Annotated in this window: 24 protein-coding genes and 2 tRNA genes; 11 read left to right on the forward strand and 15 right to left on the reverse strand. The window is 70.6% G+C overall.

Annotated elements, in window-relative coordinates:
* Positions 1 to 18: 18 nt before the first annotated feature.
* The 6 genes from OG841_RS16315 to OG841_RS16340 form a co-directional block, all read right to left on the reverse strand.
* Positions 19 to 1287 (reverse strand): HD-GYP domain-containing protein, encoded by a 1269-nt coding sequence (locus OG841_RS16315; RefSeq protein WP_328640819.1) that lies wholly within the window; start codon positions 1285 to 1287, stop codon positions 19 to 21.
* Positions 1284 to 2624, reverse strand: coding sequence for an HD-GYP domain-containing protein (locus OG841_RS16320; RefSeq protein WP_328640818.1), 1341 nt, complete (start codon positions 2622 to 2624; stop codon positions 1284 to 1286). The genes OG841_RS16315 and OG841_RS16320 overlap by 4 nt, the downstream gene beginning before the upstream one ends.
* 115 nt (positions 2625 to 2739) lie before the next feature.
* Positions 2740 to 3051 carry a mycothiol system anti-sigma-R factor gene (rsrA, locus tag OG841_RS16325; RefSeq protein ID WP_328640817.1) on the reverse strand — a complete coding sequence of 104 codons (312 nt, stop codon included), beginning with the start codon at positions 3049 to 3051 and terminating at the stop codon, positions 2740 to 2742.
* Positions 3048 to 3731 (reverse strand): RNA polymerase sigma factor SigR, encoded by a 684-nt coding sequence (gene sigR / locus OG841_RS16330; RefSeq protein WP_007384596.1) that lies wholly within the window; start codon positions 3729 to 3731, stop codon positions 3048 to 3050. The genes rsrA and sigR overlap by 4 nt, the downstream gene beginning before the upstream one ends.
* A 257-nt stretch (positions 3732 to 3988) precedes the next feature.
* The gene (locus OG841_RS16335) at positions 3989 to 4618 is read right to left on the reverse strand and encodes an alpha/beta hydrolase family protein (RefSeq protein ID WP_328640816.1); all 630 of its coding nucleotides are present in this window, start codon (positions 4616 to 4618) and stop codon (positions 3989 to 3991) included.
* Between the two features lie 9 nt (positions 4619 to 4627).
* Positions 4628 to 5443, reverse strand: a complete 816-nt coding sequence (locus OG841_RS16340) for an SOS response-associated peptidase (RefSeq protein ID WP_328640815.1) — start codon at positions 5441 to 5443, stop codon at positions 4628 to 4630.
* Positions 5444 to 5493: 50 nt separating this feature from the next.
* On the opposite strand from OG841_RS16340, the gene OG841_RS16345 reads away from it, so the two are divergent.
* From OG841_RS16345 to OG841_RS16360, 4 genes are all read left to right on the forward strand, one after another.
* Complete coding sequence (locus OG841_RS16345; protein WP_266522155.1) at positions 5494 to 6216, forward strand: M50 family metallopeptidase; 723 nt, start codon at positions 5494 to 5496, stop codon at positions 6214 to 6216.
* A 108-nt stretch (positions 6217 to 6324) separates the two neighbouring features.
* The gene (gene aroA, locus OG841_RS16350; RefSeq protein WP_328640814.1) at positions 6325 to 7650 is read left to right on the forward strand and encodes a 3-phosphoshikimate 1-carboxyvinyltransferase; all 1326 of its coding nucleotides are present in this window, start codon (positions 6325 to 6327) and stop codon (positions 7648 to 7650) included.
* 12 nt (positions 7651 to 7662) lie between these two features.
* Positions 7663 to 8673, forward strand: coding sequence for a ribosome small subunit-dependent GTPase A (rsgA, locus tag OG841_RS16355; protein ID WP_328640813.1), 1011 nt, complete (start codon positions 7663 to 7665; stop codon positions 8671 to 8673).
* A 76-nt stretch (positions 8674 to 8749) separates the two neighbouring features.
* On the forward strand, positions 8750 to 9073 hold the full coding sequence (locus OG841_RS16360; RefSeq protein WP_057612223.1) for a DMT family transporter: 324 nt from the start codon (positions 8750 to 8752) through the stop codon (positions 9071 to 9073).
* Positions 9074 to 9079: 6 nt separating this feature from the next.
* Here OG841_RS16360 and OG841_RS16365 read toward each other — a convergent pair whose 3' ends face one another.
* Positions 9080 to 9688, reverse strand: coding sequence for a TetR/AcrR family transcriptional regulator (locus tag OG841_RS16365; RefSeq protein ID WP_371565871.1), 609 nt, complete (start codon positions 9686 to 9688; stop codon positions 9080 to 9082).
* A 207-nt stretch (positions 9689 to 9895) separates the two neighbouring features.
* Here OG841_RS16365 and hisN point away from each other — a divergent pair, with 207 nt between their 5' ends.
* The 6 genes from hisN to OG841_RS16395 all read left to right on the forward strand — a co-directional run bounded on the left by hisN (position 9896) and on the right by OG841_RS16395 (position 14752).
* Entirely contained in the window at positions 9896 to 10696 is an 801-nt protein-coding gene (hisN, locus tag OG841_RS16370) for a histidinol-phosphatase (protein ID WP_328640811.1), read from the forward strand.
* Positions 10697 to 10890: 194 nt separating this feature from the next.
* On the forward strand, positions 10891 to 11289 hold the full coding sequence (locus OG841_RS16375) for a CBS domain-containing protein (protein ID WP_328640810.1): 399 nt from the start codon (positions 10891 to 10893) through the stop codon (positions 11287 to 11289).
* Positions 11290 to 11369: 80 nt separating this feature from the next.
* Entirely contained in the window at positions 11370 to 11786 is a 417-nt protein-coding gene (locus tag OG841_RS16380) for a Fur family transcriptional regulator (RefSeq protein WP_007384586.1), read from the forward strand.
* Between the two features lie 145 nt (positions 11787 to 11931).
* The gene (locus OG841_RS16385) at positions 11932 to 12753 is read left to right on the forward strand and encodes an ABC transporter ATP-binding protein (RefSeq protein ID WP_328640809.1); all 822 of its coding nucleotides are present in this window, start codon (positions 11932 to 11934) and stop codon (positions 12751 to 12753) included.
* Positions 12750 to 13610 carry an ABC transporter permease gene (locus OG841_RS16390; protein ID WP_371565875.1) on the forward strand — a complete coding sequence of 287 codons (861 nt, stop codon included), beginning with the start codon at positions 12750 to 12752 and terminating at the stop codon, positions 13608 to 13610. The genes OG841_RS16385 and OG841_RS16390 overlap by 4 nt, the downstream gene beginning before the upstream one ends.
* Positions 13607 to 14752, forward strand: a complete 1146-nt coding sequence (locus tag OG841_RS16395) for an ABC transporter substrate-binding protein (protein ID WP_371565876.1) — start codon at positions 13607 to 13609, stop codon at positions 14750 to 14752. Before OG841_RS16390 ends, OG841_RS16395 begins: the two co-directional genes overlap by 4 nt.
* Before the next feature lie 49 nt (positions 14753 to 14801).
* Here OG841_RS16395 and OG841_RS16400 read toward each other — a convergent pair.
* From OG841_RS16400 to OG841_RS16415, 4 genes are all read right to left on the reverse strand, one after another.
* A tRNA-Met gene (locus OG841_RS16400) sits at positions 14802 to 14875 on the reverse strand.
* 70 nt (positions 14876 to 14945) lie between these two features.
* Complete coding sequence (locus OG841_RS16405) at positions 14946 to 16781, reverse strand: tetratricopeptide repeat protein (protein WP_328640806.1); 1836 nt, start codon at positions 16779 to 16781, stop codon at positions 14946 to 14948.
* Between the two features lie 206 nt (positions 16782 to 16987).
* Positions 16988 to 17061, reverse strand: a tRNA-Met gene (locus tag OG841_RS16410).
* 54 nt (positions 17062 to 17115) lie between these two features.
* Positions 17116 to 20088 (reverse strand): UPF0182 family membrane protein, encoded by a 2973-nt coding sequence (locus OG841_RS16415; protein WP_371570713.1) that lies wholly within the window; start codon positions 20086 to 20088, stop codon positions 17116 to 17118.
* A gap of 164 nt (positions 20089 to 20252) precedes the next feature.
* Between OG841_RS16415 and OG841_RS16420 the strand changes: the two genes are divergently transcribed.
* Positions 20253 to 20795, forward strand: a complete 543-nt coding sequence (locus OG841_RS16420) for a PPA1309 family protein (RefSeq protein WP_328640805.1) — start codon at positions 20253 to 20255, stop codon at positions 20793 to 20795.
* 99 nt (positions 20796 to 20894) lie between these two features.
* Here OG841_RS16420 and OG841_RS16425 read toward each other — a convergent pair whose 3' ends face one another.
* The 4 genes from OG841_RS16425 to OG841_RS16440 all read right to left on the reverse strand — a co-directional run bounded on the left by OG841_RS16425 (position 20895) and on the right by OG841_RS16440 (position 24099).
* Entirely contained in the window at positions 20895 to 21992 is a 1098-nt protein-coding gene (locus OG841_RS16425; RefSeq protein WP_365118773.1) for a YlbL family protein, read from the reverse strand.
* 61 nt (positions 21993 to 22053) lie between these two features.
* Positions 22054 to 22218 (reverse strand): hypothetical protein, encoded by a 165-nt coding sequence (locus OG841_RS16430; RefSeq protein WP_266522128.1) that lies wholly within the window; start codon positions 22216 to 22218, stop codon positions 22054 to 22056.
* A gap of 123 nt (positions 22219 to 22341) precedes the next feature.
* Entirely contained in the window at positions 22342 to 22803 is a 462-nt protein-coding gene (locus OG841_RS16435) for a molybdenum cofactor biosynthesis protein MoaE (protein WP_328640803.1), read from the reverse strand.
* Positions 22804 to 22983: 180 nt separating this feature from the next.
* Positions 22984 to 24099, reverse strand: a complete 1116-nt coding sequence (locus OG841_RS16440) for an SDR family oxidoreductase (RefSeq protein ID WP_365118776.1) — start codon at positions 24097 to 24099, stop codon at positions 22984 to 22986.
* Between the last annotated feature and the right edge of the window lie 187 nt (positions 24100 to 24286).

Consider the following 24286-nt stretch of genomic DNA (forward strand, 5'->3'; position numbering starts at 1 on the left):
GCGCTCATTACCCATGGGTTACCCCGTCACGGGGGAGGTCAGACAGTCTCTCGACAGCACCCTGGCCAGCGCCTCCACGACCTCCGGAGCGTAGTCCCCCGCGGTGCCCAGGCGCAGCTCCTCGAGCGCGGTCAGTGGCCCGCCGGGTCCGGCGTCCCGCGCCATCTCCTCGTACGCGTTCACGGCTCGCACGATCCGCGCGGCCAGCGGCTGCTCACGGCAGGGGTCGGCCTGCCGCTCCACGACCACGGCGACGGCCGCGTCCACCCCCGTCTGCCGTACGACGGCCCCGCCGAGGAGCGCGATACGGCGCTGTTCGGCGAGGGGCAGGCCCGCGGTGGCGCCCGCGGGCACCGGGTCGACGAGGCTCAACTGGCCGATGTCGTGCATGAGGGCCGCGTACTCCAGGACGGTGAGCTCGGGCCGGGACAGTCCCAGGTCGCGGCCGACCTCCCGGCTGAGCGCGGCGACCCTGCGGGCGTGCCCCGCGGGCGTGTACCCGGCTATCTCGGTGGCGCGGGCGAGGGAGGCGATGGTCTGCCGATAGGTGGAACGGACGGCGGCGTAGCGGCGGACGGAGAGCTGGGTGAGCAGCAACGGCACCGAGAAGACGGGCAGCGCCCACAGTCCCGCGACGGCGACCGCGAGCGCCATCACGGCCCCGGTGGCCACGACGGCGGATCCGATGCCGAGCAGGGCCCGCAGCTCGTCCCTGAGCAGCGGGCCGAAGGGCCAGCGGGTGCGGGAGTGCGCCAGGGCGGCCGCGAGCACGGCGTCGCACAGCGCGGTGAGCGAGAGCAGGGCGAGCAGGAGCAGGGCGTACGCGGGACCGCTCCACTGCGCGAAGGTCCCCTGGTTGTAGAGGGGTTGGAAGCACACGGCGGCGAATCCGACGGTCAGGACGCGGCGGGCGAGCTGGTCGGCGGTGGGGCCCTGTCCGCGTCCGACGTGCGGCACGCTGCCGACGAGGGAGGCGGCGAGGACGACGGTGACGACCTGGGCGGCGCCGTGCTGCGTGGGCGTACCGGCGTTCTCGCCGAGCAGGGCGTAGGACAGCGCCCCTGCGGCACCGAGGGGCGCGGCCTCCCTGACATGGGGACCGCTGCGCCGGTTGAGCTCACCGACCGCGATCAGCACCCCGAACGTGAGGGCGGTACCGCGCTCCTCGAGACCGGTCCAGAGGACGAAGGCGAGCGAGCCGGTGGCGAGGAGAGCGGCGGAGGTGTGGACCAGGGTGAGGAGGGGCGGCACCCGGCAGGCCGCCTCGGGCGCGCTCCGGGCTCTCACCGGCGTACCCCCGGCCGCCCTGTGGCCGCCGGACGAGGACGCGGCACGCCGGGCTCGTCGGCCGTGACCGCCGGATGCCAGCCGTGCCGGGACAGGGCGCGGACGAGGGCCGTCACCATCTGTGGGTCGAACTGGCTGCCCGCGCACCGCTCCAGCTCCTCCAGCGCGGCGCAGACGGGCCGGGCCCGCCGGTAGGACCGGGTGGACGTCATCGCGTCGAAGGCGTCGGCCACGGCCACCACCCGCGCGGACTCCGGGATCTGCCCCCCTGTCAGTCCGTACGGGTACCCGCTCCCGTCCAGCCGCTCATGGTGGTGCAGTACGGCGGACCGGGCCTCCCCGAGGAAGGAGATGCCCCGGACCATCTCGTGCCCGTACTCGGGATGCAGCTCGATGATCCGGCGCTCCTCAGGGGTCAGCGGCCCGTCCTTCCTGAGCAGCCGCGTCGGCACCCCGAGCTTCCCGACGTCGTGCAGGATCCCGGCGAACCGCAGCACCTCGATGCGGGCGTCGTCCATGCCGAGCTCCCGCGCGATCATCATCGACGCCTGCCCGACCCGCTCGCTGTGCCCGCGCGTGTACTCGTCCTTGATGTCGACCGCCTGCACCAGGGCCCGGATGGTGGCCTGGTGGGCGGCGCGCTCCCGGTGGTACTGCGCGAACACCCACCACGACACACACATCGGCAGCAGCACGAGCAACGCGGCGACGGGACCGTAGGGACTGCGCCACAGGACGGCCATCATGAGCCCGGCCAGCCCGTGTACGGCGACGGGGGCGAGGGAGCGGAGAAACAGGCCGCGCCAGGCCCGCCGTGCGGGAATCCTCCCCCACTGCCCGAAAGGCGTGGGCGGTGCCCCCACGGCGAGCGCCAGGATTCCCCCGTCCAGCAGGCTCAGCACCAGGCAGAAGACGAGCACCGCGGCCCCGGCCGGGACCAGCACGTACGGGAAGTCGGAGGCCACGACCGCCTCCCGGCCGCCCGTCGCCCCGTGCACCCGTGCGGCCGCCCACACGCCCACCGTGAGCTGCGCGGCCCTCCAGAGGCGGCGCAGCCCACGCGGGCGCTGCTCGACCGGGGACAGCAGCGCCCCCGGCAGGGCCACGAGGGCGGCGGCCGGGGGCGGCAGCAGAAAGGCGCCGGCGAGCAGCACGGGATAGAAGGTGCCGGCGAACCGCCGGCGGGCGGCGGACTGCTCCCATCCGGCAGAGAGCGCGGCGAGCAGCGCGACCTCCCACCAGGAGGTGCGTACGGACGCCAGTGGCAACAGACAGAGCACTGCGGCTACGGCGACACAGGCGACGTACGCACGCGCGCGTGCCGGCACCGCCTCCATCTCGCCCCTCCAGCCCCAAGTCCGCACAGTCGCGAGGAGCCTAGGACGGCGGGGGGGGCGGTGTGGGCTGATCACCTGCCGATTAGCACGTTCGAGTGAACAGTGACCGGACGGCTCAGGACTCCTGCGATGTCCCCGGCGAGGCCGTCACGTCGTGCTCGGGCACGGCCTGTCCGGAGCGGATCAGGTCGAGCCGCCCCAGCACCTTGGAGCGCAGGTCGGTCGGCACGTCGTCATGGCCGCAGCACCGCTTGACGAGCTTCTTCACGGCCTCTTCGAGACCGTACTTCTCCAGGCACGGAGAGCACTCGTTGAAGTGCTGCTTGAACTTGACGCGATCGACGTCCGGCATCTCACTGTCGAGGAACTCGTAGAGATGATCGAGTACCTCACTGCAGTCCGTCTCGTGCGGCTCTCCGCAGCTCATGAGCCCGAGCCTTTCGCTTCGTTCGACTCTCCGGCACCGGCCGGGACGAGCCCGCGCTCACGGGCGTAGTCCTCGAGCATGCCGCGCAGTTGACGGCGGCCCCGGTGCAGTCGGGACATCACCGTTCCGATGGGTGTCCCCATGATGTCCGCGATCTCCTTGTACGCAAAGCCCTCTACGTCAGCGAGGTAGACGGCGATGCGGAACTCCTCGGGGATCGCCTGGAGCGCTTCCTTCACGTCCGAGTCGGGCAGGTGGTCGAGCGCCTGCGACTCGGCGGAGCGCAGACCGGTCGACATGTGCGACTCGGCGCGGGCGAGCTGCCAGTCCTCGATCTCCTCGGCCGCGGAGCGCTGGGGTTCGCGCTGCTTCTTGCGGTACGAGTTGATGAACGTGTTGGTGAGGATCCGGTACAGCCACGCCTTGAGGTTGGTGCCCTCACGGAACTGGTGGAAGGACGCGTACGCCTTGGCGTACGTCTCCTGCACCAGGTCTTCGGCGTCGGCCGGGTTGCGTGTCATACGCAGAGCGGCCGAGTACATCTGGTCGAGGAATTCGAGCGCGTCCCGCTCGAAGCGCGCAGTGCGCTCCGCAGTCGACTCCGTGCTCGCGCCCTGGCCCTCGGGCTGCTCCGCCTGGCCGTTGTCGGTCCCTGCGTCGATCCCAGTGACCGGACCCACCTCCTCAAGATTCCGGGCAGCACCGAAACCGGTGCCACCGGAATTGGAGGATAGACGACTATCCGTCCCGGCCGCCCCTCGAATAGGGGTGGTCTTGGCCGCATGCAGCACCGTCCAGTCCAGGTCAGCGCGACTGGTGCGCCTCGGGCAGAAGGTCGAACCCATGCGGCGGACATCCTCTCCTACGACGGTCTGCGCTGCTCTTCAGCGCTTCTGTCCGCCTCAACAGAGGTCCGCGGCTCAGCATTCCCGGGCTTTCACCCCAGTGACCCGAGCCACTTCACGACCGCGTCCGTGATGACTGTCACGGCCTCCTCCTGAGTGATCCGCGCCCGCTTCGGCACGACGAAGCCATGATCACCGAAGGGCACCTCGGCCAGTTCGAAGGATCCGTTCGGGAACTCCTCCGGCTTCCCGAACGGGTCGTTGCCGCCCTGGACGACCAGGGTGGGCACCCCGGATCCGAGCAGTTCCCCGGCGCGGGACTTCTCCGGCCTGCCGGGCGGGTGCAACGGGAAACTCAGGGCGAGGACGGCGGCGGGGCCCAGCTCCACGGCCGTACGGCAGGCGACCCGGGCCCCGGCACTGCGCCCGCCGGAGATCACCGGCAGGCCGGGCGTCACGAGCGAGGGCCAGACGCCCCGCCATCCCATGTCCAGCGTCTTCGGCGCGGGCGCGACCTTCTTGCCGGCCACCCGCCAGGGCTGCTCGACCAGAGCGACGCTCACGCCGTGGCCGGGGAGCATTCGGGCGAGCGCCTGGAGGTCCCGTGCCTCGATGCCGCCGCCGGCGCCATGGCTCACGGCCAGCACGAGCCGCGCCTGCCGCGCCGGGTGCCAGGTGATGCGGGCGTCCCCGGCCTCGGTGCTGATGATCTCGGTCTTCACACCAGAAGGCTAGAAGAGCGTGCCCTCTTCCGGCCCCTCCAGCTCCTTGAGCAGCTCCGGCCCGTTGTTGCGGACGTTGCTGACGGCCGTGCTCACCGGATAGGCCCGCATCAGCCCCTCGGGCGGCGGCGCGAGCAGGTTGCGCAGGTCGTCGAGGTCGGTGCGGGACGGGTCGAGCCAGGTGTCCCAGCGGTCCGGGGTCAGCATCAGCGGCATCCGGGGGTGGATGTCGACGAGGGAGCGCGGGCCGTCGGCCGGGGAGACGGCCAGGGGGCCCGTCTCCGCCTCGGTGGTGATCACGGAGCAGGTCGTCCACCAGGCCTGCGGATGGTCGTCGGGCAGGGTCTTGTCCCGCCAGAACTCGTACAGCCCGGCCATCGCGAACACCGAACGGTCGGCGGGCAGCACGAAGTAGGGCTGCTTGCGCGGCCGCTTCTTCTTCCCCTCGACCTCCAGCTCCCGCTCGCCGGACCCGGTCACCCACTCGTAGTAGCCGTCGGCCGGGATGATGCAGCGGCGGGTGGCGAAGGCCCTCTTGTACGACGGCTTCTCGTGCACGGTCTCCGCGCGCGCGTTGATCATCCGGGCAGCGCCCTCGGGGGTCTTCGACCAGCTCGGGACCAGCCCCCACTTCAACTTCCGCAGCTGCCGAACCGGTCGCGGGTCCTCGACGTCCTTGAGAGGGCGGTCGAGGACGGCGTAAACCTCCTTGGTCGGGGCCACGTTGAAGTCGGGCTCCAGAGTCTCCTCGGGCTCCCACTTCTCGATCTCAAAGATTCCTGCGAGATCCTCGGGCCCACGACTCGCTGCATACCGTCCGCACATACGTGCCACACTGCCAGACTCCGTACGAGGAGAGGGAGCCACCGGGAAACATGGACAGCACCGCATCGACCGCGCTGCCCGACCTCTGGGACCGCCTCGTCGGCCTGCAGCCCGACCCCGACCTGTGGGTGGTGCTGGCCACCATGGTGGCGGCGCTCGCCATAGTTGTCCCGCACACGCTGTGGCGGCTCTCACGCAACGCCATCACCATCGCCCACGAGGGCGGCCACGGCCTGGTGGCCCTGCTCACGGGACGTCAGCTCACCGGCATACGGCTGCACTCCGACACCAGCGGACTGACGGTCAGCCGGGGCAAGCCGCACGGGATCGGCATGATCCTCACGGCGGCGGCCGGTTACACCGCTCCCCCGCTGCTCGGCCTCGGCGGCGCCGCCCTGCTGGCCGCCGGCCGGATCACCCTGCTGCTGTGGGCGGCGACGGCCCTGCTGGTGGTGATGCTGGTGATGATCCGCAACGCGTACGGGGCGCTGACGGTGGTGCTCACGGGCGGCACCTTCGTGGTGGTGTCCTGGCTCGCCGGGCCCCAGGTGCAGGCGGCGTTCGCGTACGCGGTGGTGTGGTTCCTGCTGCTCGGCGGGGTGCGTCCGGCCTTCGAGCTCCAGGCGAAGCGGGCGCGGGGCGGCGCCGGCGACTCGGACGCGGACCAGCTCTCCCGCCTCACGAACGTCCCGGCGGGCCTGTGGCTGTTCCTGTTCCACGCGGTGTCGCTGTGCTCGCTGATCGGCGGGGGGCGCTGGCTGCTGGAGGTGTGACCAGCCGACTCAGGGATGCGGGGCTGTGAGACAAGGGGCTCCGCCGCGGGGCGCGACCAGCCACGACGGCGCTGCACCCGAAAGACGACCGCCACTAAAGTGGACCCCATGGCCTCGAACCCCGCAGACACCGCCCTCTGGCCCGCCCCCCACGCAAGCGGAGCCGTCGACGCAACGGTCCACGTACCGGGGTCCAAGTCGGTCACCAACCGAGCCCTGGTCCTCTCGGCCCTCGCCTCGGAGCCCGGCTGGCTTCGCCGCCCCCTCCGCTCCCGGGACACCCTCCTCATGGCCGCGGCCCTGCGCGACATGGGCGTCGGCATCGAAGAGGGCGTGGGCCCCGACGGCACCGGTGAGACCTGGCGCGTGCTGCCGGCAGGCCTCCGCGGCCCCGCCACGATCGATGTCGGCAACGCCGGCACGGTGATGCGCTTCCTGCCACCGGTCGCCGCGCTCGCCGACGGCCCGATCCGCTTCGACGGCGACCCGAGGTCGTACGAACGCCCCCTGAACGGTGTGATCGACGCCCTGCGCGTCCTGGGCGCCCGGATCGACGACGACGGCCGCGGCGCGCTGCCGCTCACGGTCCACGGCGGGGGCGCCCTGGACGGCGGCCCGGTCGAGATCGACGCGTCCTCGTCGTCCCAGTTCGTGTCGGCGCTCCTGCTGTCCGGTCCGCGCTTCAACCAGGGCGTCGAGGTCCGCCACGTCGGGTCCGCGCTGCCGTCGATGCCGCACATCCGGATGACCGTGGACATGCTGCGCGCGGTGGGTGCCCAGGTGGACACCCCGGAGTCGGGCGGCGAGCCGAACGTCTGGCGGGTCACGCCGGGTGCCCTGCTGGGCCGGGACCTCACCGTCGAGCCCGACCTCTCCAACGCCCAGCCGTTCCTGGCGGCGGCGCTGGTGACCGGCGGCAAGGTCGTCGTCCCCGACTGGCCGCACCGCACCACCCAGCCCGGCGACCGGCTGCGCGAGATCTTCACCGAGATGGGTGGTTCCTGCGAACTCACCGAGTACGGCCTGGTGTTCACCGGTTCGGGTGCGATCCACGGCATCGATGTCGACCTCGGCGAGGTCGGCGAGCTGACTCCCGGCATCGCGGCCGTGGCGGCCCTCGCGGACTCCCCCTCGAGCCTGCGCGGCGTGGCCCATCTGCGCCTGCACGAGACGGACCGGCTGGCCGCGCTCACCAAGGAGATCAACGAACTCGGCGGTGACGTCACCGAGACGGCCGACGGTCTGCACATCCGCCCGCGCCGGCTGCACGGCGGGATCTTCCACACCTACGAGGACCACCGCATGGCCACGGCCGGCGCGATCATCGGCCTCGCGGTCGAGGGCGTACAGATCGAGAACGTCGCGACGACGGCCAAGACCCTGCCGGACTTCCCCGCCATGTGGAGCGGGATGCTCGGGAGCGAGAAGGCGTAGGGGACTCACGCCATGCGCCGCTACGGCAAGCACACCGACGAGGACGACATCCGCAGCCGCCCGAACCGCAAGGGCAACCGTCCGCGTACGAACATCCGCCCCAAACACGAGGAAGCGGTCGAGGGCATGGTCCTCACCGTCGACCGGGGCCGTCTGACCTGTCTCGTCGACGACAGGGTCGTCATGGCGATGAAGGCCCGCGAACTGGGCCGCAAGGCCGCCGTCGTCGGAGACCGGGTGGACATCGTCGGCGACCTCTCCGGCGAGAAGGACACCCTGGCCCGCATCGTCCGCATCTCGCCGCGCACCTCGGTCCTGCGCCGCACGGCGGACGACGACGATCCGTACGAGCGCGTGGTCGTCGCCAACGCCGACCAACTCGCCATCGTCACGGCCCTCGCCGATCCGGAACCCCGCCCCCGTCTGATCGACCGCTGCCTGGTGGCTGCCTTCGACGGCGGCCTGACCCCCCTCCTGGTCCTGACGAAGTCGGACCTGGCCCAGCCCGACAAGCTGCTGGAGCTGTACGGCCACCTGGACATCCCGTACGTCGTCACCAGCCGCGAGGAGTTGGAGGGCGGCGGTGCGGCGGACGTGGTGCGCGAGCACCTCGACGGCAAGATCACGGCCTTCGTCGGTCACTCGGGCGTGGGCAAGACGACACTGGTCAACACGCTGGTCCCGGTGGAGCAGCGCCGGGTGACGGGTCATGTGAACGCGGTGACCGGCCGCGGCCGCCACACCACGACCTCGGCGCTGGCGCTTCCCCTGGCGGGCGACGCCGGCTGGGTGATCGACACCCCGGGCGTACGGTCGTTCGGCCTCCACCACGTGGACCCCTCACGCGTGATCCTCGCGTTTCCCGACCTGGTGCCGGGAACCGAGGGCTGTCCGCGCGCGTGCAGTCATGATGAGCCGGACTGCGCGCTGGACGCGTGGGTGGCCGAGGGGCACGCCGATCCGGCCCGGCTGTACTCCCTGCGGCGGCTGCTCTCTACGCGGGAGCGGACCGAAGGGGACTGACCTCAGCATTGTTTGGCTGTAAGCGAGTTCGGTAAGTGCATAATCGCACCGAGCCGGACATACGGGAGGACAGCACATGGCGTGGCTGCTGGTGGTGGTGGCCGGGTTGCTCGAGACCGGTTTCGCCGTGTGCCTGAAGCTCTCCCACGGTTTCACCCGACTGTGGCCGACGGTCGCGTTCTGCATCTTCGCCCTCGGCAGTTTCGGCCTGCTGACCCTGTCCCTGAAGAAGCTGGACGTCGGCCCCGCGTACGCGGTGTGGACCGGCATCGGCGCGGCGGGCACCGCGATCTACGGAATGATCTTCTTCGACGACCTCGTCTCGACACTGAAGATCGTCTCGATCAGCCTGGTCATCATCGGCGTGATCGGACTCCAACTCTCGGGGTCCTCGCACTAGGGCCGTTCACACCGGCTGCCGGTGCAGGGCGCTGCGCACCAGGTCCCCCACCCCGCCCTCACCCGGCGGGGCCGCCACGCAGGACATGGCGAGCCGGACGGCCAGTTCGCAGGAGCGGGCGAGCTCGGGGACGTCCGACTTGTGCACACCGGGTCCGGAGAGGACGGACACGGCACGGTCGCGCACCAGTGCCACGAAGTCGCCGGGCGACGGCAGCGCTCCGTCGGCCCGGCGCTGCGCCGGTACCGCGGAGGAGGACGGCACCGCGGAGAGTGTCGGCGAGGGCAGCCGCTCACTCCAGCAGCCGGTGAGCATGGCCCGTACCAGCGCGTTCTCGCGGGCGGAGGCGGTGGTCCACTCGGCGGTCGCGGTCAGCCGCTCCCGGGCGTCGCCGTGCGCGGTGAGCGCCCGGTCGACGCCGACGAGATACCCGTCGGCCTCTCGTCTGACCAGCCCGCGGGCCAGCCCTTCCTTGCTCCCGAACTCGTTGTACAACGTCTGCCGGGACACTCCGGCCGTCGCCGCGACGTCCACCATCCTCACGGCGGACCACGGCCGACGCGCCAACGCCGTATAAGCGGCGTCCAGCAGCGATTCCCGCGCAGCAGGCATCATCGCCTCCCAGGGAGCAAGCAGCTCTGCGCCCAGATTTGACGCGCACGGGAGCACTGTCAAGGGTTCGCGAGGACATGAAGGGGCGCGCGCGGCGGCGCCCCACAAGCGGGGGCGAGCAAAACGAGGCCCTGTCTGCACAAACCCCCGCACCGTCCACACACCGGGCCCGCTGGCCCCGTACCGACACCGACCGATACCGTTCGCCACATGCCCGAGTACCTCGACGACCTCAGTCTCGCCCACGTCCTCGCGGACGCGGCCGACGCGACCACCATGGCCCGCTTCAAGGCACTGGATCTCAAGGTCGAGACAAAGCCGGACATGACTCCGGTCAGCGAGGCGGACAAGGCGGCGGAAGAACTCATCCGCGGCCACCTCAAGCGCGCCCGTCCCCGCGACGCCATCCTCGGCGAGGAGTTCGGCATCGAGGGCACCGGACCCCGCCGCTGGGTCATCGACCCCATCGACGGCACCAAGAACTACGTACGGGGCGTTCCCGTCTGGGCCACGCTGATCTCCCTGATGGAGGCGGCGGAGGGCGGCTACCAGCCCGTCGTCGGCGTGGTCTCCGCCCCCGCCCTCGGCCGCCGCTGGTGGGCCGCCAAGGGCCACGGCGCCTACACCGGCCGCAGCCTCTCCGCCGCCTCCCGCCTGCGCGTCTCCCAGGTCGGCAAGCTCTCGGACGCCTCGTTCGCGTACTCGTCCCTCACCGGCTGGGAGGACCAGGGGCGCCTCGGCGGCTTCCTGGACCTGACCCGTGAGGTGTGGCGCACGCGCGCGTACGGCGACTTCTGGCCGTACATGATGGTCGCCGAGGGCTCGATCGACCTCTGCGCGGAGCCGGAGCTCTCCCTCTGGGACATGGCCGCGAACGCGATCGTCGTCACGGAGGCCGGCGGCACCTTCACCGGCCTCGACGGCCGCCCCGGCCCGCACAGCGGCAATGCGGCCGCTTCCAACGGCCTGCTCCACGACGAGTTCCTGGGTTACCTCAACGAGCGCTACTAGAGACCCGCTGCCAGAGACCCGCAATCGGGGACGGAGGGCGCTTCCGGGGAGCACATCTGAGCACGCGCGCCCTCAATCGGCGACGCGCGCCCTCTTGTTGACCCTCGCTTTACCTGCGACTCTGAGAGGACCCTCATTTGTGAACTTGTGAACCGGTGAACTAACACCGGCTCCCAGGAGGTGACTGCGAACCCATGCTCGTCCGCGACGCCATGAGCACGGTGGTCCTCACCATCGGCCCCGCCCACACTCTCCGCCAGGCCGCCGCCCTGATGTCCGCCCGCCGGGTGGGCGCGGCCGTGGTCCTCGATCCCGATGGCACCGGAATCGGCATACTGACCGAGCGCGACATCCTCAACTCCGTGGGCCTCGGCCAGAGCCCGGACGCGGAGCACGCCCACGCCCACACCACCACCGACGTCGTCTTCGCCGCCCCGACCTGGACCCTGGAGGAGGCGGCGCACGCGATGACCCACGGCGGCTTTCGGCACCTCATCGTCCTGGACCGCGGCGAGCCCGCGGGCATCGTCTCGGTCCGCGACATCATCCGCTGCTGGGCACCCGTCCGACAGCGTGTACCGGCCCGCTCCTGATCTGGACTCGATCCAAGTCCAGTAAGCATCCAAACTCACACCCATTCGGATTCTGGTCCCCTGCTGTTAAGCTGGGACGCATGAGCGACCTTCTGGAACGACTGCGCGGCCGCGGCTGGCGGATGACCGCGCAGCGGCGCGTCGTGGCCGAGGTCCTCGACGGCGAACACGTCCACCTGACGGCCGACGAGGTCCACGCGCGCGCCGTGGCCAAGCTGCCCGAGATCTCCCGGGCGACCGTCTACAACACGCTGGGCGAGCTGGTCAGCCTCGGCGAGGTGCTCGAGGTCGCCACCGACAAGCGCGCCAAGAGGTACGACCCGAACGCCCACCGACCGCACCACCACCTGGTCTGCGCCCAGTGCGGCGCCATCCGGGACGTCCACCCCACGGGCGACCCGCTGACCGAGCTTCCCGACTCGGAGCGCTTCGGCTTCACCGTCTCGGGCGTCGAGGTGACGTACCGGGGCGTCTGCCCGAACTGCGCGGCGGCGTAACAGCCTTCACCGAAGCACGAAGCCCCGGCATCCCTCGCGGACGCCGGGGCTGCTTCGTGCTGCCCACGGGGTTCCTGAATCTGACGGACCGTCATATCGTCGTGCGGCCACCCCCTCTCCGTACCGAACTCCGCAAGGAGCAACCGTGGGAGATCCGCACCCCGAACCCACCGCGGGAGAACCGCCGCCGCAGCCCACCCCGGGCCGTCCGCACCCCAAACTCCACGCCACCGCCCTGACCCGCACCTTCGGCCGCCCGCCCCGCCCCGTCGAAGCCCTCGGCCCGCTCGACCTCACCGTCGACCCCGGCGAGTTCGTCTGTCTGGTCGGCCCCTCGGGCTGCGGCAAGTCGACGCTGCTGCGCATCGCCGCGGGCCTGCTCCGCCCGAGCACGGGCACCCTGGAGATCCGCACGACCGCACCGCGCCCGGCCGCCATGATCTTCCAGGACTACGGCATCTACGACTGGAAGTCCGTCCGCGCCAACGTCCGCTTCGGCCTGGACATCCAGCGCGTCCCACGCCGCGAGGCGAACACCCGTGCCGACGAATGGCTGGCCCGCATGGGCCTGTCGGACTTCGCCGACGCCTACCCGGCGACTCTCTCGGGAGGCATGCGCCAGCGTGTCGCGATCGCGCGCGCCCTCGCCGTGGAGCCCGAACTGCTCCTGATGGACGAGCCGTTCGCGGCCCTGGACGCCCAGCTCCGCATGATCCTCCAGGACGAGTTGCTGGAGATCACGCAAACCCTGCGCACCACCACCCTCTTCATCACCCACAGCCTGGAGGAGGCGATCGTCCTCGGCGACCGCGTCCTGGTGATGTCCGCCCGCCCGGGCCGGCTGATCGCCGAACGCCGCCCGCCCTTCCCCCGCCCGCGCACCGGCGACATCCGCTCCGCGCCCGAATTCACGTCCCTGAAGAGCGAGTTGTGGGACCTGCTGCGCAAGGAGGCGATACCGGCATGACGACCGTGGCTCCCGACAAGGTCTCCGTACTCGTACGCCGCCCGGGCCCGGAAGAGCTGCACCCGGTACGCACCCACCGCCGCAGACGAGCCCTGGAACTGACCCTGGCGACAGCGGTCCCCCTGCTCCTGGTCCTCCTGTGGCAGCTGGCCGCCACCCAGGCCTGGCTGGACGACCGCGTCTACCCCGCTCCCTCCACGATCCTCGCCGACGGCTGGGACCGCGCGGCGGCCGGCGACCTGTGGCCGGACGTGTGGGCGACCACGAAACGCGTCCTGGCGGGCTACGCGATCGGCACGGCCACAGGCTACGCGCTGGGCCTTCTGATGGGCTCGCTGTCCCTGGTGAGGGCGGCCCTGGAACCCCTGCTGGACGCCCTGTACGTCGTCCCGAAACTGGCCCTGCTGCCCGTCTTCCTGAACATGTTCGGCCTGGGCGAGGGCCCCCAGATCGCCCTGGTGGCGGCGACGGTCTTCTTCTTCGTCTGGATCCAGACGATGTCGGCGGTGATCTCGATCCCCTCCGGCCACCGCGACGCGGGCCAGGTCTTCGGCGCCTCCCCGTGGCAGATGTTCCGCCACGTCCTGCTCCCCGCCTCCCTCCCGTCCGTCCTGGTGGGCGCCCGGATCGCGGCGGGCGTGGCGGTCCTGGTGATCGTCGCCTCGGAACAGATCGCCGCGACGAACGGCCTGGGCCACTTGATCTTCGACTCGCGTGCCCTGTTCCAGAACGACGTGATGTTCGTCGGCATCGTCTGCGTGGCCGCCCTGGGAGTCCTCTTCTCCGAACTGGTCCGCATCGCGGGCCGCCTGCTCACCCCATGGGCACCCAGGGACCGCGGAAGGGGCCAGTCGTGAAAACACGGTTCTACGGCGCACTACTGACCGCGGCCCTCCTGCTGACGTCGCCGGCCTGCACGGCGTCACATGACGCGACGAGCTCGGAATCGAAGGCGGGCGGGGGTGGGACGCGCACCGTCCGCCCGGTGGCGGGCTGCGGCGCGCACTCCTGGACGGACCCCGCCGACCTCTCCCCTACCCGCACCCCGGCCCGCTGCGAGCCCGGCACTCCCGCCCCCGCCCCTCTCCCCGAGCCCCGCAAGCTCACGATCGCGACGGGCACACTGAGCGCGGAGTATGTGGCACCACTCCAAGTGGCATTGGACAAGGGCGAGTTCAAGAAGGAGGGCCTGGAGGTCACCCTGAAGGTGCTGCCGACACCCGACTCGCTGCCCCTCCTCGCCAAGGGCGACATCGACGCGCTGTGGGCGGCCCCGGAGGCGGCGGTCATGAACGGCGTCCGGGGCGGTTTCGACATCCGCTGGGTCGCCGCGAACTTCTCGCCCGACCCGAAGTCGAAGAGCGGCCTGTGGGTACGTCTGAAGGACGGCGAGACCGGCGACCGGATGAAGATGGCCGGCCGCAGGATGGGCACGATGATCGGCAAGGGCTCGGTGATCGCGTACCCGATGGAGAAGGCCCTCGACAGGCACGGCGGCGGCCTCGACGAGATCCAGTACCAGCAGCTCGGTTCGGCCGACGTCCTCACGGCCCTGCAGAACGGCGGCGTCGACTCGGCCTGGCTCCTGGACCCGGTCTGGCGCAGGGTCGACGGTGAGCCCGGCTACGCCTTCCTCGGCGGCCAGCCGCCCGGCGAGCCCCTGGGCGGCATGCTCTACGGCCCCGGCCTGCTGAACGACGACGTGGACGCCGGGGTCGCCCTGCTGCGGGCGTACATCCGCACGGTGAACACCTACTTCGCGGGCGACTACAAGTCGGATGCGACCTTCGTCACGTACCTGGCGAAACTCCTGAAGACCGACGAGGCGATCCTCAGGTCCACCCCGTCCCTGCGCATGGACTGGGAGATCAGGTCCGGCACGACGGACAGGCTGCAGGCGGCGTACACGTCACAGGGCGTGGCGGAGGGCGAGCCGCTGCCGGAATCCAAGACGGTGAACAGAACCCTGTACGAGGAGGCGGTGGGCCACCGCCCCTGAGAAACACCGAGGGCCGAAACCCTTTCGGATTCCGGCCCTCGGCCTTCAGTAGCGGGGACAGGATTTGAACCTGCGACCTCTGGGTTATGAGCCCAGCGAGCTACCGAGCTGCTCCACCCCGCGGCGATGAATGCAACGTTACGTGAAGGAGGAGGCCAGAGGCAAATCGCTTCCAGCGCTCCCCCGCGCATCGCTACGCCGACAGCTCCTCACGCAACGCGTCCCGCAGCCGAGCCGCCCGCTCGGCCACCTCGGCCGGCCCCAAAGCCACCGCCCGGTCGGCCCACCGCTGCCCCTCGGCCAGCTCCCCCCGACGCGCGTAGACGAGGGCCAACCGCAACGCCGCCCGCCCGTGCCCCGCGTCGGCCGCCCGGGTCCACCACACGGCGGCCTCCGGGTCGCTCCCCTCCCTGGCGAGCAGCAGCCCCAGATTGAAGGCTCCGTTCCGGGACCCCGCCTCCGCGGCCTCCCGGTACCACCGGGCCGCCTCCACGACATCACCCCGGGCGGCGGCGAGCATGCCCACCCGCACCTGAGCGCGCCGGTGCCCCTGGGAGGCCGCCCGCTCGTACCACTCCTCGCACTCGCTCTTCCCCGCGTGCACCGGCTCACCGAGCGAGTGCGCGGGCACCGGCGGCCGCCGGGCGTCCAGCACGGTCGCCAGCCGGTACGCGGCCTCCGCGCTGCCGCCCCCCGCCGCACACCGCAGGTGCCGCTCGGCCTCGGCCTCGTCCCCGTCCCGCAGCCGGGCGATGCCCACCTGCAGCGCGGCCTCGGTGTGTCCGGCGGCAGCCGCCCGCTCGTACCACCGCAGAGCTACGGCCTCCTCGCCCCGCCCGGCGAACAGGATCCCGAGGTTGAACGCGGCATCCACGCTCCCGGCCTCCGCGGCCTTGGAGAACCAGGGCTCCGCCCCGGCCGTGTCCCCGCCCTGGAGCAGCAGAATGGCGAGCGCGTTGGCCGCCTCCCGGTGCCCCGCGTACGCGGCCCGCCGGTACCACTGCTCGGCCTGCGCGGTCCGCCCCTGCTCGGCGCAGAGCAGCCCCAGGTTGTACGCGCCGTTGTCGTCACCGGCGTCCATCGCCGCCCGGTACCAGCGCTCGGCGGTCTGCGACTCGCCGCGCTCGGCGTGCAGGGCGCCCAGCGCGTTGGCCGCGTTGCCGTCCCCGTCCTGGGCGGCGCGCAGCCACCACACGGCGGCGCTCTCGGTGTCACCGGCGTCCCGCAGCAGAAAACCGAGGGCGCAGGCGGCCCGCGCCTCCCCGTCCTTGGCGGACGTCAGATACCAGCGCCCGGCCTCCTTGAGCGCACCGCGCCGCTCCAGGATCGCCCCGAGGTGCAGCGCCGCCCGGCGGTGCCCCCGCGCGGCGGCCTGCCGGTACCACTGCTCGGCCTCGGCCCCGGCACCGTGGTCGTCCCCGACGTCCCCGTCGGGACCCAGCCGGCGGTCGAGCGCGCGGGCCAGCCGGTAGGCAGCCTCCCGGTGCCCCCGCTCGGCGGCGATCCGCATCCACTGCTCGGCGCCCGTGTCCGCGCGATGCTCCAGCAGGTCGGCGAGCGCGTAGGCGCCCAGCGCGTGCCCCTGCTCGGCGGACTGGCGCAGCCAGTACTCGGCGGCGGGCTCGTCGCCCCGCTCACGGTGGTGGCGTCCCAGCGCGTGCGCGGCCGCGGCGGATCCGGCGACGGCGGCGATCCGCCACCAGCCGGCGGCGTCCTCGGCGTAACCGCGCTGGTGCAGCAGGACGCCCAGGTTGTTGGCGGCGGCCCGGTCACCCGCGGCGGTGGCGGCACGCAGATGGGGCTCGGCTCCGTCGAGGTCACCGCGGCGCAGCAGGAGGGCGCCGAGGACGCTCATCGCCTCGACGTCACCGGTCTGCGCGGCAAGGCGCTGACGTGCCTCCTCGGCAGCCTCCCCGGTCTCGTCCCGGTCCATGGGCTGCGACAAGTCGCCCGTCGACTCCGAAAAATCGGCAGGCTGCACAAAACGCCCTGTCTCCAACAGAGTTGCCTTGTCCCCCATAACGTCCATCGTCGCACCACCATCAACCTGGGTACACCTGGTATACCGCAGCCATTGAGGTCACTTCAGCGTTTTGTCGACATGCCCACAGAGAGACAAGTCAAACACGGCTCCCCCAACTCCCCGAGGCGGCACGACCGTCCCCTCGGTCGGCACATGCGTTCGCACACCACGAAGGCCCGGATCCTCAAGAGGATCCGGGCCTTCGCTTTCAGTAGCGGGGACAGGATTTGAACCTGCGACCTCTGGGTTATGAGCCCAGCGAGCTACCGAGCTGCTCCACCCCGCGCCGTTGTGTTGCAACCGTATCACGGCGCGGGGTGGGCATTTGACCAGCGGTTGCTCAGCCGCTCGGACTGCTGCTCGGACTACTACTCGGACTGCTGCTGGGACTGCTCCTGGGGCTCGGGCTGCTGCTGGGCTTCGCGCTACTGCCGCCGCTCTTGTCCGCCGCGGCCTGCGCGTCCTCGGCCCGCTTGAGCGCGTCCTCCAGATCCTTCTGGGCCCGGCCGTACGCCTCCCAGTCGCCCTTCTTCAGGGCCTCCTGGCCGGCGTCGAAGGCCTTCTGGGCGTCGCCCAGCGCCTGTTGGATCGTCGGGTTGCTGGAGGTCGGCGGCGGCTTGGTGGTCCCGCCGTCGTCGTCCGGTGGCTGGGTCGTCGAACCGGCCGCTCCGAAGACCTTGTTCAGGGCTTCGTCGAGGGTGTCCTCGAAGGCGGTGTTGCCGCCGTAGGTCACCAACACCTTCCGCAGCAGCGGGTACTTCAGTCCACCACCGCGTACGTAGACCGGCTCCACATAGAGCAGTCCTCCGTCGAGCGGCACCGTCAGGAGATTGCCGTACTCCACATTGGAGTCGCCTCTGTTGAGGAGGCTGATGGTCTCGGCGATGTCCTGTTCGGAGTTGAACTGGCTCTGCACCTGTTTGGGCCCGTTGACCGTGGTGTTGGTCGGCAGTTTCAGGATTCTGATCTTGCCGTAGTCCCTGGTGCCCGCCTCGGCGTCGACCGACATGAACGCACTGAGGTTGTCCCGGCCGTTGGGCGTGAACGTCGTCGTGAGCGAGAACGCCTGTGCCGACTGGTCGGGCATCTTCATGCTCAGGTAGTACGGCGGCACCGCGTCGCCCGACTTGTTGGTCGGGTCGTCCGGCACCTGCCACACCTCGCTGCCGCTGAGGAAGGTGTCCGCGTCCTCGACGTGATAGCGCGCCAGCAGCTCACGCTGCACCTTGAACAGGTCCTGCGGGTACCGCAGATGAGCCATCAGGTCGGTGGAGATGTCCTTCCTCGGCTCCACCGTGCCCGGGAACGCCTTCATCCAGGTCTTGAGGACCGGGTCCTTGGTGTCCCACTGGTAGAGCTTGACCTCGCCGGTGTACGCGTCGACGGTCGCCTTCACCGAGTTGCGGATGTAGTTGACCTGGTTCTGCTGGGCCACCACCGCGCGCTGGTTGTTCGTCGCGGTCAGCGAGTCGGCCGTGGTGTCACCGAGGGTCGTGCGGGAGGAGTACGGGTAGCCGTTCGTCGTCGTGTACGCGTCGACGATCCACTGGATCTTGCCGTTGACCACCGCCGGATAGGCGTCGCCGTCGATGGTCAGCCAGGGGGCGACCGCCTCGACGCGCTGCTTGGGCGTGCGGTTGTACAGGATCCGCGAGCCCTCGCCGATCGCTCCGGAATAGAGGATCTGCGGCTCGCTGAACGCCACCGCGTACGCGGCCCGGTTGACCGGGTTGGAGAGGTTGACCCCGCTCTTGGCCTTGTAGCTGTAGGTCTTCTCACCGTCGTCGTCGGAGTAGTCGATCTCCTTCTGGGGACCGCCGACGATCGAGTACTCGGTGGTCTTCTCGCCGTAGTAGACGCGCTGCTGGTACGTCCCGAGGTCGCCCTTGGACGGCAGGTTGGACTCGGTGAAGACCGGGCGGCCCTCGGCGTCGGCCTCGGTGCCCTTCGCGGCGACCACGCCGTAACCGTGGGTGTAGCGGAAGTGGTCGTTGATCCAGTTGTTCTTCGGGATACCGGCGAGGTTCAGCTCGCGCAGACCGATGACCGTGTCCTGGTCTCCGGCGTTCTTGCCGTCCTTGCTGTAGCGATCGACGTCCAGGTTGGTCGGGAACGCGTAGTAGTTCCGCATCTGCTGGAGCTGCTGGAACGTCGGTGAGACCACGTTCGGGTCCACGACCCGGATGCTCGCCGTGGCGTCGACGTCGTCGCGCAACTTGGTCTTGTCGGTGGTGGTCGACTTGCCTTCGTACTCGGTGACCTGGGTGTCATCGATGCCGTACGCATCACGCGTCGCCTTGAGGTTCTTCGTGACGTACGGCGCTTCCTTGGCCTGCTCGTTCGGCTGGACCTGGAACTTCTGGACGATCGCGGGGTAGAGCCCGCCGATCAGGATCGCCGAGAGCACCATCAGACCGAAGCCGATCACGGGCAGCTGCCAGGTGCGCCGCCACAGGGTGGCGAAGAACAGCAGGGCGCAGATGACGGCGATGCAGAACAGGATCGTCTTGGCCGGCAGATAGGCGTTCGCGTCGACGTACCTGAGGCCCGTCCAGCTGTCGGTCGCCTTGAAGTCGCTGGACTTGACCGCGAGGCCGTACCGGTCGAGCCAGTAGGCGACCGCCTTCAGGGCGACGAAGACACCGAGCAGCACCGACAGGTGCCCGGTCGCGGCGGCCGTGGCCCGCGCGCCCGGGGAGGTGATCCTGAGACCGCCGTACAGGTAGTGAGTGAGCGCGGCGGCGATCACCGAGAGGATCGCCGCGGCGAAGCCGAAGCCGAGCAGGAACCGGTACCAGGGCAGGTCGAAGGTGTAGAAGGAGATGTCGAGGTGGAACTGCGGGTCCTTCTGGCCGAAGGAGACGCCGTTGACCCACATCAGCCAGGTCCGCCACTGACTGGAGGCGGAGGCGCCGGCGATCAGGCCCACCAGGGAGACGATCCCCAGCAGCAGCCACCTCTTGTAGGGCGCGATGCCCATCCGGTAGCGATCGAGGTTCTGCTGTTCCATGGACATGGCGCTCAGCGGCGGGCGCAGCCGGTGGGCCAGCCAGATGTTGAAGCCGACCGCGAGGGCCATCAGCACACCGAAGACGAAGAACAGCCCGATTTTGGTCCACAGCGTGGTGGTGAACACGGACGAGTAGTTCACCGAGCGGTACCAGAGCCAGTCCGTCCAGAAGCCCGCGAACATGGTGAACGCCATGCCGAGAACGGCAAGGACGCCCAGCGTCATGAGCAGGGTCCGGGCGCGCCGGGACGGGCGGCCCACTCTCATCCGCGGCCCCGTCGGGCCTCCGCCGCGGTCCGGCATCTGGAAAGCCAAGGTGCGCACCTCGAAGTTCGCTGTCGATCCGTCAGGCCCCCGTGTTCGCGAGCCCCTCCTGGGCCCCCGTGATCGCGGGCCCACACCTATGCAACTTACTCACCGTTTACTCGGTTCCCGATTCCGGTGACGAACGAGGCAGGATTGTGACCATGTCCAACACTCCCATGGCAGCGAGCCCGCTCACCCGGGCCGTACTCGAGATCGACGAGTACACCTCCGGCCTCGGCTGGGACCAGCCCGCTCGTCTCTTCGCCCTCGTAGACACCGCACAGCTGCGCGCTCAGGAACCCGCTCTCGCGAGCCAGCTCGGTCTGGAGGACGCGCAGGAGTCCTCGGGTCTGACCCCCATCGAGCAGGACGAGATTCCCGCGGGCAAGCCGCTCGACGAGTTCCTCGGCACCATCGCCTGGCCCGACGCGGTCGTCGGCTGCGCGCTCACCGTGGAGCGCCTGATGCTGCCGCCCTCCGCCGAGGCGTCCGTCCCGCAGGGGCTGAGCGAGGACCGGTTGGCGAAGTGGGTAGCCGAGCACCCGGCGCGCCAGGAGGTCCGTATGACGGTCGCGGTCCTGCGCGACGGCACCCGCGACTCGGCCCTGCGCCTGCGCGAGAAGGACTCCCCGACGGAGGTCCTCACGGGCCGCGACCTGGTTCCCGGCCTGGCGGAGGCCCTGTCGGCGACGTTCGCGGACTGAGGTCTTCCGGGTCGTCCAGGTCTTCCAGGTCTTCCGGTACGACGACGGGGGCGCCCTCGGTGTGAGGGGCGCCCCCGTCGTCGTGCACGCGCGTGCCGGTCAGCTCTTGGTCGTGCACTTCGGCAGGTCGGACGTCCTGCCCCCGCGGATGTCCTTGAGCGCGCCGAGGGCGTCGTCGATGGTCTTCACCTTGACCAGGGTGAGCCCGCCGGGGGTGTCCTTGGCGGCGGCCGCGCAGTTGTCGGCGGGCGTCAGGAAGTACTGGGCGCCCTTGTCGCGCGCGCCCACCGTCTTCATCTCGATGCCGCCGATCGGGCCGACCTTGCCGTCGTCGTCGATCGTCCCGGTGCCCGCGACGAACTTGCCGCCGGTCAGGCTGCCCGGGGTGAGCTTGTCGTAGATGCCGAGCGCGAACATCAGACCGGCGCTCGGGCCGCCGACGTCGGCGAGCTTGATGTCGACGGTGAACGGGAAGGTGTGGTCGGTCCCGGCGGCGATCCCGACGATGGCGCGCTTCTCGCCCTGGTCGTCGGACGCCCTGGTCGTGATCGTGATCTTCTCGGTCTTCGTCGCCGTCCGGTGCGCCTTCTCCGCGGCGGCCTGCTCCTTCGCGGGCACGATCGTGAACACGACGTCCTCGCCGGGCTTGTGCTTGGTCACCAGCTTGGCGACGTCGTCCGGCGCCTTCACCGTCGTACCGTCGACGGCCTTGATCACGTCACCGGCGTGCAGTCTGCCCTCGGCCGGGGCGTCCTTCACGACGGTGGAGACGATCACCCAGGCCTGCACCGGGACGTCCAGCTCCTTCAGGGCGGCGACCTTGGCGCTCTCCTGCGACTGGCTGAACTCCTCGGCGTTCTCCTGGGTGGACTGCTCCTCGGTCTTGCCGTCCGGATAGAGGGTGTCGTGGGGGACGACCTTGTTGTCGTGCGCGAGCCAGCCGTACACGGCCTCGACGAGGTTCATCTTGTAGTCGGCGCTGGTGACCCGGACGGTGGTCATGTTCAGGTGACCACTCGTCGGATACGTCTTGCGCCCGGAGATCTGCAGCACCGGCTCGCCGCCGTGGTCCCCGAGGGTGTTCACCGTGGGGCCCGGTGACATCTCGGCATAGGGCACTTTGATGAAGACTCCCGCGCACAGGAGCGCGATCAGCATCAGGGTGGAGGCGAGCATCGTCGCGGTGCGGCGTGGCATGGCACGACAGTACGGGACGCTCCTGTCGGACCATCGTCAGGGCGCCGTCGTCACCCGGTCGTCAGGTGCCGGAGTGCGACTTCTCCATCGCGGCGCGGAAACGGGCGTAACCGTCGAGCTCGGGGCCGTCACTGCGCATCCGCCGGGTCCGGTTGGCCCAACTGCCCCACAACCCGGCAGCGACCGCGGCCACGAACGGAATCAACAACCAGATGAGCGCCCCCATGCCGACCTCCCGACCCCGCGCTGAGCGACCGCGAAAAACTGACTGATCAGCAGATTAACCATCCGCACTGACAACGCTCACGTCAGGGGGGCGGTTACGCAACCGGAGGGGTGAAGGAAGGGTTCAGCAGGCGCCGACCCATTCCTCCGAACCGTCAGAGAAGGTCTGGTGCTTCCAGATCGGCACTTCGTGCTTGAGATCGTCGATCAGCTTCCGGCAGGCCTCGAAGGCCTCTCCCCTGTGAGGGCAGGAAACGGCGACCACGACGGCGAGATCCCCGACCCCGAGATCCCCGACCCGATGCACCGCGGCCAGGGCCCGCACCGGAAACTCGGCGACGACCTTTTCAGCGACGCGCCGCATCTCGGCCTCGGCACTCGGGTGACACGAATACCCGAGCTTGTCGACGTCGGCTCCCCCGTCGTGGTTCCTGACGGTCCCGACGAACAGGGCGGTCCCCCCGGCGGAGTCGTCCCCGACGGCCCGGAAGACCTCGTCGAGGGAGAGCGGGGCCTCACGGATCGCGATCAGCTTGATGGGGTCCTGCGCGGCCTGCTCGCCGGGATGGTCGTAAGTCGGTGCCATACCTCCATCGTGCCGCACGCCGGAGACAGCGGGGAACAGCGTGATCGTCCGGCACGCGTGCGTGGAGCTTTGGAGCGACCTACAGGCAATTCAAGCGGGGCCCAGGGGGCGCAGCCCCCTGAGGACGGGACGGGCAGGTGCGGCGGGGGCGAGGAGAACCCGGCGCCGACCCCCGCAGCCTCAGATCCGCCGCCGCGCCTTCCGGGCCCGCCGCACCACGGCCGCCGCACCCAGCAGCGCCACCGTCGCCCCCGCGGCCCCCGCAGCCGTCGCGTCCTTCCGCCCCAGCCGCCGCCCGGCGACCGTGTGCCGCCCGGCGACCTCCTCCAGCAGCTCCGCGAGCACCTCCTCGTTGGTCCACTGCGGCCGCCACCCGGCGTCATGCAGGCGGCTCCCGCTCACCACCCAGGGGTACATCGTGTACGCGAGATCCCCCGCGGGGGACGGCGTCAGCCCGATCCGGTGCAGCCGCGCCGCCGCCCCCAGGGCGACCGCCGACGGCAACTCCATCCGGCGGATCCCGCTGAGCTCCTCGATCTCCTCCTGCTCCAGCCACCCGTCGCACCCGACGGCCAGCTCGCCGTCGACCTTCTCCAGGACGGCGTACTCCAGAGCGCTGCACAGATCCTCGACATGGCAGAACTGCCAGGCGGGCCGGGACCCGGCCACGACCAGCAGCCGCGGGGACTCGAAGTACCGGGTCAGAGCGGTGTCGGTGCCTCCGCCCACCAGCACGGCAGGCCGCACGACGGTGACATTGAGCCCGGGATGCGCCCGAGGAGCCCGACGCGCGAGCCGCTCGATCTCCAGCAGATCCCCGACGCCGGTCGCCTCCGCGGTGGCCCGCAGCTCGGCGTCCTCCGAAAGGGGTAGCTCGTTGTCCGGAAGCGCCCCGTAGACCATGGCGGAGGTGCACAGCACGACCCGGTGGATGCCGGCGGCCGCCGCGGCGGTCAGCACGGTCTGCGTCCCCCGGACGTTGTACGCCGTCCGCGCGGCCGGGTCCGTCTCCAGATCGAGGTCGAGCGCCAGATGGACCACGACGTCGGCCCCGCGCAGTTTCTCCGCGATGGCCGGATCCCGCACATCCAGGATGTGCCACTGCGCCGCGGCGCACTCACCACGCCGCTCGTCCAGCGCGATGACCTGCTTGATCTCCTCCGAGGCGGCCAGCCGCTCGGCGAGCAGCGCCCCGATGCCGGACGCGGCGCCGGTGACCGCGACGACTGGCCGGCGCGCGGCGGGGTTGGTTGACTGGTTTCGCGCTGCGCGAACCTGCGGATCAGGGGAACTCACCGGGCGTCTCCAGCGGTTGTCTTCAGTAGGAACGCGAGTGACGCGTACGTACCAGGTGGCATCCATCCTGCCGCAGGCGGAGAGCCGGCGGAGCACCGAGGCCCGAACGGCCGTCGGTGTCTACGCTGGGTGGTGTTATCGGGCAGCCGCGCCGCCGGAGGCAACCGGTGGCCTTACCAGCCGAGGA

This window comes from Streptomyces canus (assembly GCF_041435015.1).
In the GTDB taxonomy this organism is placed as follows: Bacteria; Actinomycetota; Actinomycetes; order Streptomycetales; family Streptomycetaceae; genus Streptomyces; species Streptomyces canus_G.